The sequence below is a fragment of the Xenorhabdus siamensis genome (assembly GCF_037996745.1).
Taxonomy (GTDB): Bacteria; Pseudomonadota; Gammaproteobacteria; order Enterobacterales; family Enterobacteriaceae; genus Xenorhabdus; species Xenorhabdus indica.
The window spans coordinates 112,279-130,587 of sequence record NZ_JBBMXE010000009.1 but is presented as its reverse complement, the minus strand read 5'-3'; the positions used below and the strand labels follow the sequence as shown (position 1 = coordinate 130,587).

At 42.7% G+C, this 18,309-nt stretch carries 13 protein-coding genes, 3 tRNA genes and 1 pseudogene; 11 read left to right on the top strand and 6 right to left on the bottom strand.

Features of this window, described 5'->3' with window-relative positions; all coding sequences use genetic code 11:
- Positions 1-7: 7 nt before the first annotated feature.
- Positions 8-1,885: an exodeoxyribonuclease V subunit alpha gene (gene recD, locus AAC852_RS09735; RefSeq protein WP_340620962.1), complete on the top strand. Its 1,878-nt coding sequence runs from the start codon at positions 8-10 to the stop codon at positions 1,883-1,885.
- 39 nt (positions 1,886-1,924) lie between these two features.
- Here the strand turns inward: recD and argA are convergent, their stop codons facing one another.
- Positions 1,925-3,268: an amino-acid N-acetyltransferase gene (gene argA, locus AAC852_RS09730; protein ID WP_340620855.1), complete on the bottom strand. Its 1,344-nt coding sequence runs from the start codon at positions 3,266-3,268 to the stop codon at positions 1,925-1,927.
- 300 nt (positions 3,269-3,568) lie between these two features.
- Here argA and amiC point away from each other — a divergent pair, with 300 nt between their 5' ends.
- Complete coding sequence (amiC, locus tag AAC852_RS09725; RefSeq protein WP_340620854.1) at positions 3,569-4,816, top strand: N-acetylmuramoyl-L-alanine amidase AmiC; 1,248 nt, start codon at positions 3,569-3,571, stop codon at positions 4,814-4,816.
- An 834-nt stretch (positions 4,817-5,650) separates the two neighbouring features.
- Positions 5,651-6,639, top strand: a pseudogene (locus AAC852_RS09720) (IS630 family transposase).
- Positions 6,640-6,809: 170 nt separating this feature from the next.
- On the opposite strand, the gene AAC852_RS09715 reads toward AAC852_RS09720, so the two are convergent.
- The 3 genes from AAC852_RS09715 to AAC852_RS09705 form a co-directional block, all read right to left on the bottom strand.
- Positions 6,810-6,886: transfer RNA gene (locus AAC852_RS09715), tRNA-Met, on the bottom strand.
- 65 nt (positions 6,887-6,951) lie between these two features.
- Positions 6,952-7,028: transfer RNA gene (locus AAC852_RS09710), tRNA-Met, on the bottom strand.
- 65 nt (positions 7,029-7,093) lie between these two features.
- Positions 7,094-7,170, bottom strand: a tRNA-Met gene (locus tag AAC852_RS09705).
- A 224-nt stretch (positions 7,171-7,394) separates the two neighbouring features.
- Between AAC852_RS09705 and mltA the strand changes: the two genes are divergently transcribed.
- Both mltA and tcdA read left to right on the top strand, forming a co-directional pair.
- Positions 7,395-8,492 carry a murein transglycosylase A gene (gene mltA, locus AAC852_RS09700; protein WP_340620853.1) on the top strand — a complete coding sequence of 366 codons (1,098 nt, stop codon included), beginning with the start codon at positions 7,395-7,397 and terminating at the stop codon, positions 8,490-8,492.
- A gap of 139 nt (positions 8,493-8,631) precedes the next feature.
- Positions 8,632-9,444, top strand: coding sequence for a tRNA cyclic N6-threonylcarbamoyladenosine(37) synthase TcdA (tcdA, locus tag AAC852_RS09695; RefSeq protein ID WP_340620852.1), 813 nt, complete (start codon positions 8,632-8,634; stop codon positions 9,442-9,444).
- Positions 9,445-9,461: 17 nt separating this feature from the next.
- Here the strand turns inward: tcdA and csdE are convergent, their stop codons facing one another.
- Together csdE and csdA are read right to left on the bottom strand one after the other, a co-directional pair.
- Positions 9,462-9,914 (bottom strand): cysteine desulfurase sulfur acceptor subunit CsdE, encoded by a 453-nt coding sequence (gene csdE / locus AAC852_RS09690; RefSeq protein WP_340620851.1) that lies wholly within the window; start codon positions 9,912-9,914, stop codon positions 9,462-9,464.
- A 7-nt stretch (positions 9,915-9,921) separates the two neighbouring features.
- Positions 9,922-11,160, bottom strand: a complete 1,239-nt coding sequence (csdA, locus tag AAC852_RS09685; protein WP_340620850.1) for a cysteine desulfurase CsdA — start codon at positions 11,158-11,160, stop codon at positions 9,922-9,924.
- A 465-nt stretch (positions 11,161-11,625) separates the two neighbouring features.
- Between csdA and AAC852_RS09680 the strand changes: the two genes are divergently transcribed.
- The 6 genes from AAC852_RS09680 to AAC852_RS09655 all read left to right on the top strand — a co-directional run bounded on the left by AAC852_RS09680 (position 11,626) and on the right by AAC852_RS09655 (position 18,300).
- Complete coding sequence (locus AAC852_RS09680; RefSeq protein ID WP_340620849.1) at positions 11,626-12,546, top strand: transcriptional regulator GcvA; 921 nt, start codon at positions 11,626-11,628, stop codon at positions 12,544-12,546.
- Positions 12,547-12,575: 29 nt separating this feature from the next.
- The gene (locus AAC852_RS09675) at positions 12,576-12,971 is read left to right on the top strand and encodes a DUF423 domain-containing protein (RefSeq protein ID WP_340620848.1); all 396 of its coding nucleotides are present in this window, start codon (positions 12,576-12,578) and stop codon (positions 12,969-12,971) included.
- A complete protein-coding gene (gene rlmM / locus AAC852_RS09670) occupies positions 12,964-14,061 on the top strand; it encodes a 23S rRNA (cytidine(2498)-2'-O)-methyltransferase RlmM (RefSeq protein ID WP_340620847.1) in 1,098 nt (365 codons plus the stop codon). The genes AAC852_RS09675 and rlmM overlap by 8 nt, the downstream gene beginning before the upstream one ends.
- A gap of 500 nt (positions 14,062-14,561) precedes the next feature.
- Entirely contained in the window at positions 14,562-15,998 is a 1,437-nt protein-coding gene (locus AAC852_RS09665) for a serralysin family metalloprotease (protein WP_340620846.1), read from the top strand.
- A 166-nt stretch (positions 15,999-16,164) separates the two neighbouring features.
- Positions 16,165-16,482, top strand: coding sequence for a protease inhibitor Inh/omp19 family protein (locus AAC852_RS09660; RefSeq protein ID WP_340620845.1), 318 nt, complete (start codon positions 16,165-16,167; stop codon positions 16,480-16,482).
- A 114-nt stretch (positions 16,483-16,596) separates the two neighbouring features.
- Positions 16,597-18,300 carry a type I secretion system permease/ATPase gene (locus AAC852_RS09655; RefSeq protein ID WP_340620961.1) on the top strand — a complete coding sequence of 568 codons (1,704 nt, stop codon included), beginning with the start codon at positions 16,597-16,599 and terminating at the stop codon, positions 18,298-18,300.
- Positions 18,301-18,309: the final 9 nt, after the last annotated feature.

The window sequence follows — 18,309 nt, the reverse complement described above, 5'->3', positions numbered from 1 at the left end:
CATGAACATAATGCCATTATTGCAACAAGCTGTTGCTCAAAAATTGCTGCGTCCGTTAGATGTACAGTTTGCCTATGCGATGATCGAAGATGAAAATCCATTGTTACTGCTGATTACTGCCTATTTGAGTGCAGAAGCGGGGGCGGGTCATGTTTGCCTGCCTTTGAACAGGATCTCACCTGAACATTTATTTGAAGGGCGACATCCTGAGTTAGTGGCATCACTGTGGGCTTTCGTAGGTGAACCCAGTCAACAACAAATGATTGCTGTTTTGCAAGCATGCCCGGCAATAGGCGATGGGCAATCTCCCACACCGATAATACTTTCTGGTTATCGCCTTTACTTGCAGCGGATGTGGCAAAGTGAACGTCGGATAGCCGCGTTTTTTGCTGATGTGGCATTGGCTGATGATATTGATGAAATACAGCTACGGAACATTTTAGATGAGCTTTTTGGTGTCGCTATTGAAGGTGGTGAAATCGATTGGCAGAAAGTGGCAGCAGCAGTTGCTGTCACCAGTCGTATTTCTGTTATTTCTGGCGGGCCGGGAACCGGAAAAACAACGACAGTAGCGAAGTTGCTGGCTGCATTGATTAAATTGAATGAAGGAAATCCATTGAGTATTCAACTGGCGGCTCCTACAGGGAAAGCGGCGGCCAGATTGACTGAATCGCTTGGTGAGGCTATCAACAAACTTGCTTTGACAGATGAACAGCGGCGGAATATCCCTGAGCAGGCACAAACCATCCATCGCTTGCTGGGAGCACAGCCTGAAAGCCAAAAACTCCGTTATCATCGTGATAATCCGCTTACCCTTGATATCCTGATTGTTGATGAAGCCTCCATGGTGGATTTACCAATGATGGCGCGTTTGATTGATGCTTTGCCAGCAAAAGCAAAAGTGATTTTTCTGGGAGATAAAGATCAGTTGGCTTCTGTAGAAGCGGGAACGGTATTGGGAGATATCTGTCGTTTTGCTGAACAAGGATACAGTATCGATCGCGCAAACCAACTAACGAAGTTAACGGGTTGTCAGTTAGTGTCATATTCAATGTCTGAGCCAGAAGATATCACTCTGGCAGTACGGGATTGTTTATGTTTGCTGCGTAAAAGCTATCGTTTTAATGCTGCCTCTGGTATAGGGCAACTCGCTTCAGCAGTCAATCAGGGGGACAGTAAGCGTGTTGCTGCTGTATTAAGGCAATCTCTGCCTGATGTGGACTTTAATCCCCTTGCAAAAGACGAAGACTATCAACGTTTGTTGATTGAAACCACAGAAAGTTATTACCACTATTTGGCGCTGGTGAACGAAAAGGCATCTGAAAAGGCTATTCTGGCCGAATTTAATCGTTTCAGGTTGTTATGTGCTTTAAGAGAAGGGCCGTTTGGTGTCAGTGGATTGAACCAGCGCGTGGAACAATTGCTGCATCGTAAGGGAATGATTGCTTTACCCAAATATACGGGAAATCAGTTTATGGAGAATCGAGGCTATGCCGGACGGCCAATCATGATCTTGCGCAATGACAGTACATTGGGACTGTTTAATGGTGATATCGGTATTATGCTGAAGGATCAGAATAATGAGTTGAAAGCCTATTTCCAGTTATCTGACGGGCAGATAAAACCTTTTCAGCCAAGCCGTTTGCCTCTGCATGAAACGGCTTATGTAATGACAGTGCACAAATCACAAGGCTCTGAGTTTGAGCATACAGCATTAGTGTTGCCAACCCAGTTTTCTCCTGTTGTGAGCCGGGAGCTGGTTTATACGGCTTTGACCCGCGCCCGTGAGAAATTGACGCTATATGCACATAAGGTCGTTTTGTCTAAGGCTGTTGCGACACCCACTCAAAGGCGGAGTGGGTTAGTAGAATGGTTTAAGGCATAAGTCCTCAAGATATAAACCTTCACCTATATATGATTTTACCTATATATGGGGGAGGTTATGTAGATCCAACATCAAGATCTTGGAACGGCGTTGGTAATTATACAGCGCCTGTTTTTCCACTGGTAACATAGTAATTTCTGCGGGTTCAAAACCTTTCTCCTGAAACCAGTGAATACTTTGAGTCGTAAGGACAAATAATTTTTCCAGTCCGATTTGTTTGGCCTGATTAATAATAGCGCCTAATAACACCTCGCCACGTGAAGAATTTTGGTAATCCGGGTGTACGGCAACACAGGCCATTTCACCGATTTTTTCCGCAGGATAAGAGTACAGGGCAGCACAGGCGATAGTGACATTATCGAGCTCTATCAGGGTAAACTTATCGATCTCCATTTCCAGTTGTTCCCGTGAGCGGCGAACCAGGACCCCATTCTGTTCCAGAGGATAGATTAGTTCGAGAATGCCTCCTATGTCGTTGATATTGGCGCGACGGATCTGTTCAGAACGCTCCATAACAATTTGGGTTCCGATGCCTTCACGGGAGAATAATTCCTGAATTAGAGAACCATCCTCCTGATAACTGATCAAATGACTGCGCCGAACTCCACGGCGGCAGGCTTTAATAGCGCCACGTAAAAAACGTACTGTCCCGGAGGAGTAATCTCCGGTACTCTCTAGTTTACTCAATAGTATTTCCCCCTCATTGGGGAAAATTTCTGATAAAGTATTCCCTTCCGTATCGGTGACGCCTTGTGATGAACAGAACCCTATCAGCTTTTCGGCTTTTAATTTAATCGCCAGTTGTGAAGCAATTTCTTCGGTTGTCAGGTTGAAACTTTCGCCAGTAACGGAAACAGCAACAGGTCCGATTAATACAATAGAATGGTTATCTAGCTGCTGATTTATGGCTTCATCGTTAATCCGGCGAACTTTTCCACTGTGGCAATAATCAATACCATCATCGATCCCTAAAGGTTGAGCAGTGATAAAGTTACCGCTGACCACATTAATATGGGCACCTTGCAGTGGTGTATTACTGAGGCTCATGGAAAGCCGGGCTGTAATATCAAGTTGTAACAAACCCGCGGACTGTTTGATCAAATTCAGCGTTTTAACATCAGTTACCCTAGTGTATTTATGATAAATCGGTTGATAATGATGTTGGGTGAGGTTCTGATCGATTTGTGGCCGGGCACCGTACACAACAACCAAACGAATGCCGAGACTGTATAATAAACCGATGTCATTAATAATATTAGGAAAGTTTTCATGAGCGATAGCTTCACCACCCAACATAATGACAAAAGTTTTGTTACGATGTGCATTAATATAAGGAACCGAATGCCGGAAAATTTCAACTAATTCGGTACGGCGTTCTTTCATGATATTCCCCTCAATTGCATTTTTATTCGTATTTTTTATATTTTTATTCTTTGGGAGAGAAATGGCAAGAGGGAATATGGATAAAAACAAAGCTATTATTTATATTGATATTTATATTTGTTATCTCTTAGGCTGTGGCTTTGTTGGCTACGCTGCATCCTGAAATTCATAGAGTATAGCTGTTCAGATAGCAGAAAATGCTTTTTTTGATGACAGTCCCTTTATAATTAATTAGAGTCTTCCACCTAACTGTCTCTTGGATAAAAATTACTGTCTGGTTGTTTTTAAATGGAATAAATAATGAGTCATTCAGACCATAATTCTTCACGTCGCCGTTTACTGAAAGGAGCAGCAGCTTTTTGGTTGTTAAGTATTAGCCCAATAGGCTATGCAGCAACGTCACAAGTGATTGCTGTACGCATTTGGCCTGCATCAAGTTATACCAGGGTGACGCTGGAGTCTAATATTCCGCTTAAATACCGCCAATTTTCACTTTCAAATCCTAACCGGATTGTTATTGATTTGCAGGGTATTCAGCTCAATAGTGTCCTGAGTAGTATGGGATCGCAAGTTCAGCAACGTGATCCTTATCTGAAACTGGTACGAGCCGGGCAATTTGATCCCAAAACTGTGCGTTTGGTGTTTGAAATTAAGCAGCCAGTTGCACCACATATTTTTACTTTGCCACCTATTGCGAAATTCAAACATCGTTTGGTGTTAGATTTCTATCCAAAAATAGCGAAAGACAATGATGATCCTTTGCTGACACTGCTTGAAGAGTACAACAGCGGCAATCTGGAAAAGCATATGCCACCGACAGAAAGGAAAAAAACAGGCAAGGCTGGGAAGAACAGGCCAATTGTGATTATGCTTGATCCCGGTCATGGTGGTGAAGATCCTGGCGCTATCGGGAAATACAAAACCCGTGAGAAAGATGTTGTTTTACAGATTGCCCGCCGTCTGCAAGCCCTTATTAAACGCCAGCCGGGGATGAAAGTGTATATGACCCGTAATGAAGATATTTTTATTCCGTTGACAGTCAGGGTAGCAAAAGCACGTAAAATGCAGGCGGATCTGTTTATTTCCATCCATGCTGATGCCTTTACTAATCGTGCCGCTAGAGGGTCTTCTGTATTTGCTTTGTCAACGAAAGGGGCAACCAGTAATGCAGCCCGTTTTCTAGCTCAAACGCAGAATGAAGCTGACTTGATTGGTGGGGTGAGTAAAAGCGGTGATAAATATCTGGATCACACTATGCTGGATTTGGTTCAAACTGCGACGATTAATGACAGTCTGAAATTTGGGGATGAAGTGCTTAAGCGAATGGGTAAAGTAAATAAACTGCATAAAAACAGTGTCGATCAGGCGGGATTTGCCGTATTAAAAGCACCGGATATTCCTTCTATTCTGGTTGAAACTGCATTCATCAGTAACTTGGAAGAAGAACGCAAACTACGTACTGCGAAATTCCAGCAGCAAGTGGCTGAATCTATTTTTGCCGGTATTAAAGCCTATTTTAAAAATGGAGCAGAATTAGCACGGCGGTGAAATATCCACTCCAAATAAAATAGGGAAAACATTATGGTATGTTAAATAATCTGGAAAATACCTCAGAATTATCGTGGTATACATATCTCGTCCAGTCAATCGATCCTAATCTCGTCCAGGGTGGGGATCAGGTTTATATCATCAAGAATGAAATGTATATGCATATGACTGACTAATCTACTTTTGTTCATGCTTATCCACGATAAACCTCCTTTACATTTTCTCCCCAAAGATAGGTTATTATCTTTTAGTCGGTTATTTTTGAGCGCAAGATGATATTTATTATGTTCCTTTAGATGAGCGAAAAAATTATTTTTGTATTTTTGATAATTCGGTGGTTTGATATAATTAAATCTTTCGTAGTAATCTATTATTTTTCTACTATCCCTGGCTTTTTCATCGGGATCTATCCAATTATTTCTTGTAGTTCTTTCAATATAATAAATTGTAAATTCTTTTATATTTTTCTATCGGTAGGAGTTAAATAATTATCAATGACTACAGGTGGATAACGTTTTTTATTATGGTGATTTTTAGCAAATTGCAAAGTGGGAATAATTTTCAATATATTTAGTCCTCTGTTCATTTAAACCATATATTAAATCACCTATAAAAAAACTTTCCCTAAAAGGAGGTCGAAACGGCATGATTTTATCCTTATTTTAAAAGTTTTTAATATTTCATTTTATAACTTAATTTGTTAAGGTTGTATGTTTTATTTGTATCGTTATTTAAATTATTTTGACAGGAATGACGGTTTTTATTTGAAATGTATATACCAATCGTCATTGAAGATGCTTGATTTCTTATCCGAATCAGATCATGCTTGCAACCATGAAAATTCATCTGACACCAGAACAAAAACACGCCCTTGAATTGATGCATGATACCACTCGCGACAGCCGAGTCTGTGATCGCATTAAGGCCGTGCTTTTGGCCTCAGAAGGTTGGACTGCTCAGATGATTGCACAGGCCTTGCGTATTCATGAAAGTACGGTCAGCCGTCACCTGAAAGCCATCTCTCTGCCAAACAAACCGCCGACCTGATTGATTATTTGACGACAAATTTGGTGCATACCACCGCCCAAATTGTGGCCTATGTTCGAGTACGTTGGCAGGTGTCTTTCAGTGTGGGAGGAATGACAAAATGGCTTCACCGCCAGGGTTTCAGCTACAAAAAGCCAAAGGGAGTTCCTCATAAATTCGATGCGGATAAACAGCAACAGTTTATTAATGACTATCAGGCGCTGAAAGACGGAGTGAATCAGAATGAGCCGAGCCTATTTATTGATGCGGTGCATCCTTCACAGTCCACAAAGCTCAGCTATGGCTGGATGAAAGCAGGAAAAAAGCAGGTAAAAGTCGTCGAAACTACCGGCAGTCGTACCCGGCTCAATATTCTGGGTGCCCTCAATTTACAACGAATCGAAGACACCGTGATCAAGGAATATCCGCGCATCAATGCCGAAAACATCGCGTATTTCTTCGGCGTGATCCGGGAAACTTACCCCCTTTCGCAAAAAATCCATATTATTCTGGATGGGGCGGGCTACCACCGAGCCGGGTTGGTGAAAGAGATGGCGTATGTCCTTAATATTGAATTGCATTATCTCCCGCCTTACAACCCAAACCTCAATCCAATAGAACGATTGTGGAAGTCTATGAATGAGCAGGTGCGTAACAATGTCTATTTTCCGAATGCGAAGACGTTCCGTGAAACCCTTCATCATTTTTTCCATGTCACGTTGCCAGAAAAAGCGAAAGAACTGACGGCTCGACTGACTGACAATTTTCAGATTTTAAAACCCGCATCTTCAAGTTAGATTGGTATAGAATAGAATATTTTTTAAATTTATTGTTATGTTATTCGTTTTTTGTAGAGTAATTACAGCAATATGACTAAACAATGAGGAAATAAAGAGGAAGGGTATATAAGAAAGTGTAACTAAACGAGTCGGGAATCTAAGAATAAGGAATTTTTCAATCAGGAAATTGGTTGCGGGGGCCGGATTTGAACCGACGACCTTCGGGTTATGAGCCCGACGAGCTACCAGGCTGCTCCACCCCGCGTCCGTCTGCTTGCAAATGCTACATTATATCGATAAAAAACAGTATCGGTAAGAATGATACCGAACTGGTTGCGGGGGCCGGATTTGAACCGACGACCTTCGGGTTATGAGCCCGACGAGCTACCAGGCTGCTCCACCCCGCGTCCGTCTGCTTGCAAATGCTACATCATATCGATAAAAAACAGTATCGGTAGAAATGATACCGAACTGGTTGCGGGGGCCGGATTTGAACCGACGACCTTCGGGTTATGAGCCCGACGAGCTACCAGGCTGCTCCACCCCGCGTCTGATGTCGGCACACTATACTCTGGATCGATTCCGTTGCAAGCTTTTTTGTTGATATTTACCAATTTTGTTTGTTTTTTGCTTAAAAATAAAGCTTGTTGTTTTATTTTTGTTCTCTTGTGATTTAAGCAGAGTAATCTATTTTTTTCTAACTACATTTTATTATTTATTGGGGTTTGATATTGTTTGCTGTCGGAACGTAATGGCGGGAGATAGAGCATTATATGAAACTTTGGAGCAAATATTTTTTATGCAGCGCTGTCGTTTTTCTGCTATCTGCTTGTCATTTGCGTCCGACGGAGCAAGGTCAGCAGTATAAAGATGGTCATCTTACCCAAGACTTCCAGCTTGTTAATACGCCAAACGCACAAGGCTCTCCCGTCAATGCTGGAGATTTTGTCACTCAGGTCAAATTAATCAGCGAGTCTTCTCCCCAATTATATGCCAATCAACGTGCTACCTTTAATGCCATCGAAAACTGGATGCAGTATGGTGGAAATATTCGCAATTTAGCTCAGTTTGGTTTGCTCGCTTACCAGATGGAAGGCGAAGATAATTACGGTAATGTCAAATTTACCGGTTACTATACCCCTATATTGCAGGCTCGCCATATTAAACAAGGTGAATTTAGATATCCTCTGTACCAAATGCCAGATAAACCGTATTCCCGCTTGCCGGATCGTGCGGCTATATATGATGGGGCGCTTGATAAAAAGTGGATCATTGGCTACAGCAACTCTCTGATAGATAATTTTTTGATGGAAGTACAAGGGAGTGGTTATGTGGATTTTGGTGACGACAAACCATTAACCTTTTTTGGTTATGGTGGAAAGAATGGCCATGCTTATCGCAGTATAGGTAAGGTGTTAATCGATAGTGGAAAAATTCCCCAGGAAGCAATATCGATGAAAGCCATTCGGCAGTGGGCTGAAAAGCATAATGAATCTGAAGTTCGGCAAGTTCTGGAACAGAATCCTTCTTTCGTATTTTTTAAGCCTGAACCTTATACCGCAGTGCGGGGAGCCAGTGCAGTGCCTTTGGTTGCAAAAGCATCGGTAGCATCGGATAAGGCATTAGTTCCTCCCGGAACAGTGTTGCTGGCGGAAGTACCGGTATTGGATAACTTCGGCAAGTTTACCGGACAGTACCGAATGCGTCTGATGGTGGCACTGGATGTCGGTGGAGCAATCAAAGGACATCATTTCGATATTTATCATGGTGTTGGCAGTCGTGCCGGAGAAATGGCTGGTTTTTATAACCACTATGGACGTGTTTGGATATTGAAGAAAGCATTATCTGGCTTTTTGACGGTAAACCAGTAAGATCCTGCTCAATTCAAACAATTGATGACTTATCTTTACCTGATATTTTCGCGCGAAACTGCCACTAATGAATCAAAGAGGCGACGCGGAAATATAAAGTGTATCTGATGGTATAGGTTTTATTCAGGATTTATTATTGATGCAAGTTTCTCTCTCTGATGCTTATCTTCAGCGTTTCGCTGGTACTGCACGATTATATGGCCAGAAAGCGCTTTCATTATTCGCCCGTTCACACGTTTGTGTGGTTGGCATCGGTGGTGTCGGTTCATGGGCAGCGGAAGCGTTAGCCCGCACGGGTATTGGGGTGATTACGCTGATTGATATGGATGATGTCTGCATTACCAATACCAATCGTCAACTACATACATTAGTGCAAAATGTGGGATTACCAAAAACGGAAGTGATAGCAGAGCGGATACGGGCGATTAATCCTGAATGTCAGGTCACTTGTATTGATGATTTTGTGACGCCCGACAATGTTGCTGACTTGATATCAATGGATTTTAACTATGTCATTGATGCGATTGACAGCGTTCGTCCGAAAGCTGCTCTGCTGGCTTATTGTCGCCGTTATAAGATCCCTGTGGTAACAACGGGAGGCGCGGGTGGGCAGCTTGATCCAACCCAGATTCAGGTCGTGGATTTGGCCAAAACAGTGCAGGACCCTTTAGCCGCCAAATTGAAAGAACGCCTGAAATCTGATTATCGGGTCGTGAAGAACGGTAAAGGAAAATTGGGTATCGATTGTGTTTTCTCAACGGAACAACTGGTGTATCCACAATCTGATGGTACGGTTTGTGCAGCCAAAAGCACGGCTGATGGTTCAAAACGGATGGATTGTGCCTCTGGTTTTGGTGCCGCAACGATGGTTACGGCGACTTTTGGCTTCGTTGCTGTATCTCACGCATTGAAAAAAATGGTGGCTAAAGCAGAACGGGAAAGCTGTCTTTAGTTTTGGTATGAACAATCTTAGTACGAGCGGGCAATTTCCTGCACGGCCTTAATCAAGGATTTTACACCGTTGAGCCGCGATCCACTTAATTGTTGTTCGAGGCCTGCTTGCTGAAATAACTCGGTTAATGGCGTTTGTAAAACCTGTTCCGCTGTTTTTCCTTCTACTGTGGTCAGGACAAATGCTAATAAGCCTTTCACGATGCGCCCTTCACTGTCACCATAAAAATGCAGGCGGTTTTCAGCAAGCAATTGATGCCCTAACCAAACCCGGTTTTCACAGCCGGAAATCTCAATCTGCTGTTGTTTTAACTCATCGGGTAGGTTCGGTAGCTTTTTAGCGAGCCCGATGAGTTGCCGATAGCGATCTTCCCACAACCGGCATTGCTTAAACTTTTCAATCAGTTGTTGCTCCGTAATTTCTGTACCAAACGGATGTGGGGCAAGGATAGGAGTTGGCAGTGATGTCATTGGTGATTTATTCCTCAAGCAGTGACAGGGCAAATTTTATTGCACTGACTAATTTATCTGCATCTTGTTGGGTGTTATAAGGCATAAAAGAAGCCCGCAGGCAACCGTTGATCCCCAAAGCATCAAGCAGAGGTTGGGCGCAGTGCTGCCCTGAACGCAGGGAAATATTCTGTTCAGCGAGCAGCGTTGCCAGATCATTATGATGTATGCCTGCAAAGTTAAAGGCCAATAGGCTGGCTCCTGTCGCACGATAACTGATAAAGCCCGGTATCGCGCTGAGTTGCTGCTCAGCATAATCTGTCAGGGCAACAGCATAGGATTCGGCAAGTGAAATATCGAGTGTTTTTAACCATTCCAATGTAGCAGCAAACCCGATGACTCCGGCAACGTTCGGTGTTCCGGCTTCAAAACGATAAGGTACTGCTTCTGGTGTAAAACTGTCGAAGGAGACCTGCGTCAGCATTTTCCCGCCCCCTTGCCACGGAGACATGGCATCCAGCAGTGATCCTTTTCCATACAATACTCCCAACCCATTAGGCCCATAGAGCTTATGTGCAGAGAAAGCATAAAAATCGATATCTAACTGTTGTACATCGACGGGAGCGTGAACAATGCCTTGAGCTCCATCAACCAGTACCAGACAGTTATATTGATGGGCGAGAGCTGTGATTTGTGTTAAATCAGCAGTAGCTCCGGTTACATTTGACATTTGGCTGATAGCAACCAATCGGCTTTTTTCATTGAGCAGTTCTGCCAGCGTCTCAATTTCTGGTTGATACTGTTTTTGTTGATATCGTTTTCCAATCGGCCATTTAACGAGCTTAGCACCGGTTTGTTCTGCCAAAATCAGCCACGGTAGTAGATTGGAGTGATGCTCTTGTTCACTGACGATAATTTCATCATCAGCAGATAAGCGAGAACGAAAATACCCTTGTGCAACCAGATTAATGGCTTCGCTGGTGCCTTTTGTCCAGATAATATTTTCAGGTTGCGGTGCATTGAGCAATTCAGCGACTAAACAACGGGCTTGTTCATAACGTGCGGTCATTGCTTGTGCCGCCGCGTGTTGACTGCGATGAACAGTTGCACTGTGATTCTGGTAATAGCGTTGAGTCGCCTCAATCATACATGTGGGTTTGAGAGAAGTCGCTGCGCTATCCAGAAACACAGTAGGTTTTGGATATTCAGAGGATGGTTGTAACGCAGGAAATTGTTGGCGAAATTTTTCTGAATCAAAGGCTTTCATAAATGATGTTAATTTGAATGCTATGTCGTATACCTTTCGTTCAACAGTCCAGAAGGTATAAAAGAATAAATTTTTCTTTAATCAAGTTTGAGGGATTTTACAGCAAAGCAAAGAAAAAAAGCACCGCAATTGCGGTGCATTAAAAAATCACTATGGACAGACAGGGTAAATGTACAGAAAGTGAAAAAAACAGTAGCATATGCTACAAAGCCTGGTTTCCCAGACAACTTGCAAACACAACATCACAACCACAAAGCCAAAAGTATCTATGTGCTTTTACAAATTTGTATCATTCCAAATTTGCCTCGCGACAAAGTTACTTTTCGTTCCGGCTTAGGAAGTGCGCACACTATAGGGATTTGCTGGTATATCATCAATGGACAAATTATAATGATTCGGATTATAAAAACTAATATCTGAACGAAAAGAGTTACCGGTATCGTAACCATCATATAAGAAATCAACATGTCCAAACGTCTACCACCACTCAATGCGTTACGAGTTTTTGACGCTGCCGCTCGTCATTTAAGTTTTACTAAAGCGGCAGAAGAATTATTTGTCACTCAAGCTGCGGTCAGCCACCAGATGAAAAGTCTGGAGGATTTTTTGGGACTGAAGCTGTTTCGTCGTCGTAACCGTTCTTTGTTGCTGACGGAAGATGGGCAAAGTTACTATCTGGATATTAAAGAAATCTTCACCGCTATCAATGAAGCTACCCGAAAACTTCAAGCACGTAGTGCCAAGGGTGCATTGACGGTAAGTTTATCCCCCAGCTTTGCGATTCAATGGTTAGTACCGCGGCTTTCTGGTTTTAATCAGAGTTTTCCGGGTATTGATGTCAGAATTCAGGCTGTGGATCGGGAAGAAGATAAGCTGGCAGATGATGTTGATGTGGCGATTTTTTATGGTCGGGGTAATTGGCCGGGGTTGCGGACAGACCGTCTTTATCCTGAATATTTGCTGCCTGTATGTTCTCCTTCTTTGTTAATGGGGGAGCGCCCACTGAAAACACCGGCGGATCTCGCCAACCACACTTTATTGCATGATTCTTCCAGACGGGATTGGCAAGCCTATGTTCGCCAACTTGATATACAGCAATTGATCAATGTGCAACAAGGTCCGATATTCAGCCATAGTGCAATGGTCATTCAGGCTGCGGTACACGGGCAGGGCATAGCACTTGCGAATAATGTGATGGCACAGAATGAGATTGATGCAGGTCGTCTTGTTTGTCCGTTCAATGATGTCCTGGTCAGTAAGAATGCATTTTATTTAGTTTGCCATGATAATCAGGCAGAATTAGGCAAGATAGCGGCTTTCCGTAAATGGATTCTTACACAGGCTGCAAGTGAGCAGGAAAGATTAGGTTTTATTACTAATGAATGACATTAACGAATGAGAGTAGGAGCAGAGCGATGAACAGCCGTGCGATGCTTATTTTTTCCGGGATCAGCGGTTTCTTCTATGTAGCTTTTGGTGCAATAGGTGCCCATCTTCTGGCATCGGTATTGCGGCCACAGCAAATGGAATGGCTCCAGACAGGTTTGCAATATCAAGGACTACATACACTGGCTATGATGGCTCTGGCGGCTATATTGATATGGCAGCCATCGGTGCAATTCAGCCGGGCAGGAATATTTTTTGTAATAGGGATCGTATTGTTTAGTGGCAGTCTTTATTGTCTGGCCTTTTTACCGCTAAAATTTTTGGTTTATCTGACACCTATCGGTGGATTGAGTTTCCTCATCGGTTGGTTGTGTGTATTAATTGGCGCTTTGCGTCTAAGGAAATCGGCGCCTAGCCATGAATAAAGTTGCTTTGTATTGCCGCCCTGGGTTTGAAAAAGAGTGTGCGGCAGAAATTACAGATAAAGCGAGTAAGAAAGAAATTTATGGTTTCGCTCGTGTGAAAGAAAACAGTGGTTATGTGCTGTTTGAGTGTTATCAGCATGATGATGCTGATCGTCTTATTCGTGAAATTCCTTTCCGTGAATTGATTTTTGCCCGCCAAATGTTGGTTGTCGGTGAGCTGCTGAAAGATTTACCACAGGAAGATCGTATTACACCGATCATTGGGATGCTGAGCAGCGTCATTGAGCGCGCTGGTGAACTGCGCGTGGAAGTGCCGGATACCAATGAAAGCAAGGAACTGATGAAATTCTGTCGCAAGTTTACAGTTCCTTTGCGTAATGCCATGCGGCAGGAAAAGATCTTGCTGGTTAAGGAAAACTATACCCGTCCAGTGGTTCATGTGTTTTTTATTGCCCCCGGATGCTGCTATGTAGGGTATTCCTACAGTAATAATAATTCCCGTTTTTACATGGGGATCCCGCGTCTGAAATTCCCGTCAGATGCTCCGAGCCGTTCGACACTGAAGCTGGAAGAAGCTTTCCATATCTTTATTCCTTATGACGAATGGGAAGAGCGTCTCGATAGTGGCCTGTATGCCGTAGACCTGGGTGCTTGTCCGGGGGGATGGACTTACCAGCTAGTGAAGCGCAGTATGATCGTTCACGCGGTAGATAATGGGCCGATGGCTGATAGCCTGATGGATACTGGTCAGGTGAAGCATCATCGTGTGGATGGCTTTAAGTTTGAACCACCGGTAAAAAATATTTATTGGTTAGTGTGCGATATGGTCGAGAAGCCAGCTAAAGTTGCACAGCTTATGACGGATTGGTTGGTTAAAAGCTGGTGTCGGGAAGCTATTTTCAACCTCAAGTTGCCAATGAAAAAACGTTACGAAGAAGTTACTAATATTTTGCAAAAAATTGAACAAGAATTGAAAGAAAATGGAGTTAATGCCAAAATTCAGGCGAAACATTTGTATCATGACCGTGAAGAGGTAACCGTACACGTTCAACGTATCTGGTCTGTTTATGCCATAAACCGCGATTATTGATTATTGTTTGGTATATCCGTTGTCTTTCAAGCTGCATCTTAAAATCCATAGGGTATATACTCTTCTTTATTTTTCCTGCCGTTGTTGCTGAAAGTCATCTGAAAATGCCCCGGTTATCGAATTTCTTGCGTAACCGGGGCATTTATTTATTTTTTCTTTTATTAAAATAAAACTAATTAGAGATATTACCTTTAAAATAATTCTTTATTTAAATTAATTTTAGTTTGGTAAGAATTAATTTGTGTATTGTCAAGAAAATATATTTTTTTGTGAACGTAAACGTTTAATCATAAATTAATAATTAGACATACAAATTAATTTTGTTTAATGTATTTTTTAAAATGATATCTTAATCATTTTTACATGGCCAAAAACTGACGTTATTTTATTCAAGGGTTTTATTTCTAATACCTTGCTTAGGAAGAATAAAAAAACTCAAGTACCCGTTATATCTGATATATCGGGTCTGAGATTATGAGTCTTTTTTATAGGAGATTTACATGACCTCAAAGAAAAAATATACCTATACGGGGTTATCTGACTCTAACTCTGTTCAGGATGTGAAAGCACTACTCTCAGCCTATGTTCCAAACTCTGATATGAATATTCGTGTCATACATAAGCCTTTGGGGGATAAGGCCTCCAATGAACTTTTGCGGACTGATTTTCATTGGCAGGACAGTAAAATCGGGCCTTCTGGCACGCTGGAATTGTCTTATCATTTTTTAAAAACTGCACCTGCTTTAATAATGTCGAAATTTGGTATTGCAGGTTTCAGTGCTTTTAATGAGGAACAAAAAGAAGCCGCAAGATTTTCATTACAGTCTTGGTCTGATGTTGCAAATATAAAATTTACTGAAGTCAGTTCACGTTCCGATGCCAATATTACTTTTGGCTTTTTTGATTATAGTGAGACTGATGATTATGCATTCGCAACTTTGCCGAGAGGACAAAAAACAACGTACTCTTGGTATCATGCTAAAGACGAAACTTTCAAAACAAATGATATTGGTGTGAATGGTTATGGACGGCAGACGTTTGTTCATGAAATAGGGCACACTCTGGGTCTGGAACATCCTGCTGAATATGACGCTTCCGATGTCGTAAGACCAAGTTATGTCACTGTCGGTGAGTATTTCGAAGATAGCCGTGCTTATACCGTGATGAGTTATTTCAACGAGAAATACACAGGGCAAGATTATAAAGGAAATTTCTCATCAGCGCCTTTGTTGAATGATATCTCTGCCATTCAGGCTTTATATGGTGCCAATACTGAAACCCGTAAAAGCGACACAGTATATGGCTTTAATTCCAATACTGACCGTGATTTTATGACAGCAACAGATGCTGATAGCAAACTGGTATTCAGTGTCTGGGATGCGGGTGGAGAAGATACATTTGATTTCTCCGGTTTTACCCAAAATCAGCGCATTAACCTGAATGAAGGTACTTTCTCTGATGTAGGCGGCTTGAAAGGTAACGTTTCTATTGCGCGTGGTGTTGTCATTGAAAATGCGATTGGCGGCAGTGGTGACGATATCATTGTTGGTAACAGTGCAGACAATACTCTGAAAGGCGGGGCCGGAAATGACGTCATTTATGGCGGTTTAGGTGGTGATCATCTTTGGGGTGGGGCAGGCAAGGACACGTTTGTCTATTTGGATGGCAAAGAATCCCTAAAAGACAACCCGGACTGGATCCATGATTTTGTGTCTGGCGAAGACAAAATCGACTTGTCTCAATTTAACTTCGGGGACAAAGGGGATCTTAAATTTGTTGATTCATTCTCAGGTAAGGCAGGTGAAGTTTTACTGGCTTATAACGAATCAACAGATATAACGGATATGTCTATCAGTCTTGGCGGAGAGTTAGCTGACAATGATTTTCTGGTGAAAATTATTGGTCAGCCATCGCCTGAAACTGATTTCATTGTTTAGTCACATTCATTTTAATAAAACAAACTGCTGCCTTTTGTTCAGGCGGCAGCTTTTTATAGGAGGGGCAATGTTACAACGACATTTAGTTTCCTTCAATGCGTTGTTTGCTTTGTTGAAATCTTGCACGTTATCCATAATGTTATCTTTGTTTTTGATTGGAGGATGTATGGCCAGTAGTTTGAATCTCCCTAAACCGGCTGAACTGACAGGATTGTGGCAGATATCGGATAAACATCAGGTGTGCGACGTTGAACTCACGGATACACGTTTGCCAGAAGGGTCTATCTGGGCGCTGAAAAGTGATGCTTGTCTGACAAAACTGGTAGGAAATACTGTGGCAGGCTGGCGACCAGCTCCTGATGGCATCACTTTGACAGACGCGGACGGTAATAGCCGAGCCTTTTTTGGTCAGGAATCTGAGCAATGGGTGGCATACCTTGTTGATGGCAGGGAACTTGTCATGACACTCAAGAAAAAAATGTAATTGTGATAAAGAAAGTGATATTCAAAAAATAATATAAAGATAAAAACATAATTAAACCATTTTTCTTTTGATAATGAAGGGATTTCTGTGAAATTACACCAGCCAAAAGATGAAATGACGGATGTTATCCGTGCACGCAGCAAAGTATTCTGGACGATTGGTTTGTTTACAGCGTTTATTAACTTACTGATGCTGGTTCCCTCCATTTATATGCTTCAGATATATGATCGAGTGCTGCCATCCGGTAACGAGATGACCTTGCTGATGTTAACGCTGATTACGCTTGGTATGTATGCCATCATCGGTGGACTGGAATATATCCGAAGTATGGTAGTGATCCGAGTCGGCAGCCAGTTTGATATGTGCCTGAACCAGCGTGTTTATACCGCGTCATATGAATCTAATCTGAAAAATGGCTCTACGGATGCGGGGCAGATGCTGAATGATTTATCAACAATTCGTCAATTTCTGACAGGCAGTGCATTATTTGCCTTTTTTGATGCCCCTTGGTTCCCTGTTTACCTCGGTGTCATTTTTCTGTTCAGTCCATATTTAGGGTTGTTGGCGCTAATTGGGGCACTGATTTTGATAGCATTGGCGGTATTAAATCAATGGTTATCTCAGTCTCCGCTGGCGGAAGCAAACCAGCTCTCTTTACGTTCCGCTAATCTGGCCAGTACCAACTTACGTAATGCCGAAGTCATTGAAGCATTGGGTATGTTGCCTACATTACGTCGGCGTTGGTTTGGTCTGCATGAGCGTTTTCTCAATTTCCAGCGCATTGCCAGTGAACGGGCGGTATCCATTACTGCAATTACTAAAACAGTACGTATGGCTTTGCAGTCATTAATTCTTGGTCTCGGAGGATGGCTGGCAATTGAAGGCAATATCACGCCGGGTATGATGATTGCTGGCTCAATTTTGATGGGACGGGCATTGTCTCCGATTGAACAACTTATTCAGGCATGGAAAAGCTGGAGTTCTGCCCGTCTGTCATGGCAGCGACTGGATAAGTTACTGCAAGCACAACCAAAGCGTGAAAGTGGTATGACATTACCCGTACCCAAAGGTGCGTTGTTGTTAGAGAAAGTGTTTGCCACTCCTCCCGGTAAAACTAAAGCAGCTCAACCAATTGAAAAGAATCAGAAAGTTTTGCAAGACATTAATTTTTCTCTGGAAGCCGGGGATGTTCTGGGAGTCATTGGCCCCAGTGCATCAGGAAAATCCACTCTGGCCCGTTTGCTGGTGGGCGTTTGGCCTGCTCAAGAAGGAGTAGTGAGACTTGATGGTGCAGATATTTACCAATGGAACAAGGATGAACTGGGCGCTTCCATTGGTTATTTACCGCAGGATATCGAACTATTTGCCGGGACAATTGCGGAGAATATCGCACGTTTTAATGACCTCGAACCGGAAAAAGTCATTGAAGCGGCGCAGAAAGCAGGCGTACATGATCTGGTGCTTAATCTTGAGCAAGGTTATGACACCGTCATCGGTGCGGGAGGAATGGGGTTGTCTGGTGGACAAAAACAGAGGATTGGGTTGGCACGGGCATTGTACGGTAATCCATCGTTAATTGTATTGGATGAGCCTAATTCCAATCTGGATGATATCGGTGAAAAGGCACTGAGCGGTGCGATTGGAGAATTACGGGAACAGGGAAAAACAGTTGTGGTCATTACCCACCGCCCGGCATTGCTTTCCCAAACGAATAAGGTCTTATTGTTAGTACAAGGGAAAATGAAACTATTTGGCCCATCTCAGCAAGTTATGGCGGCATTAGCACAGTCAAAGGTTGCTGAGCGTACAGCATCATGACCTGCCATC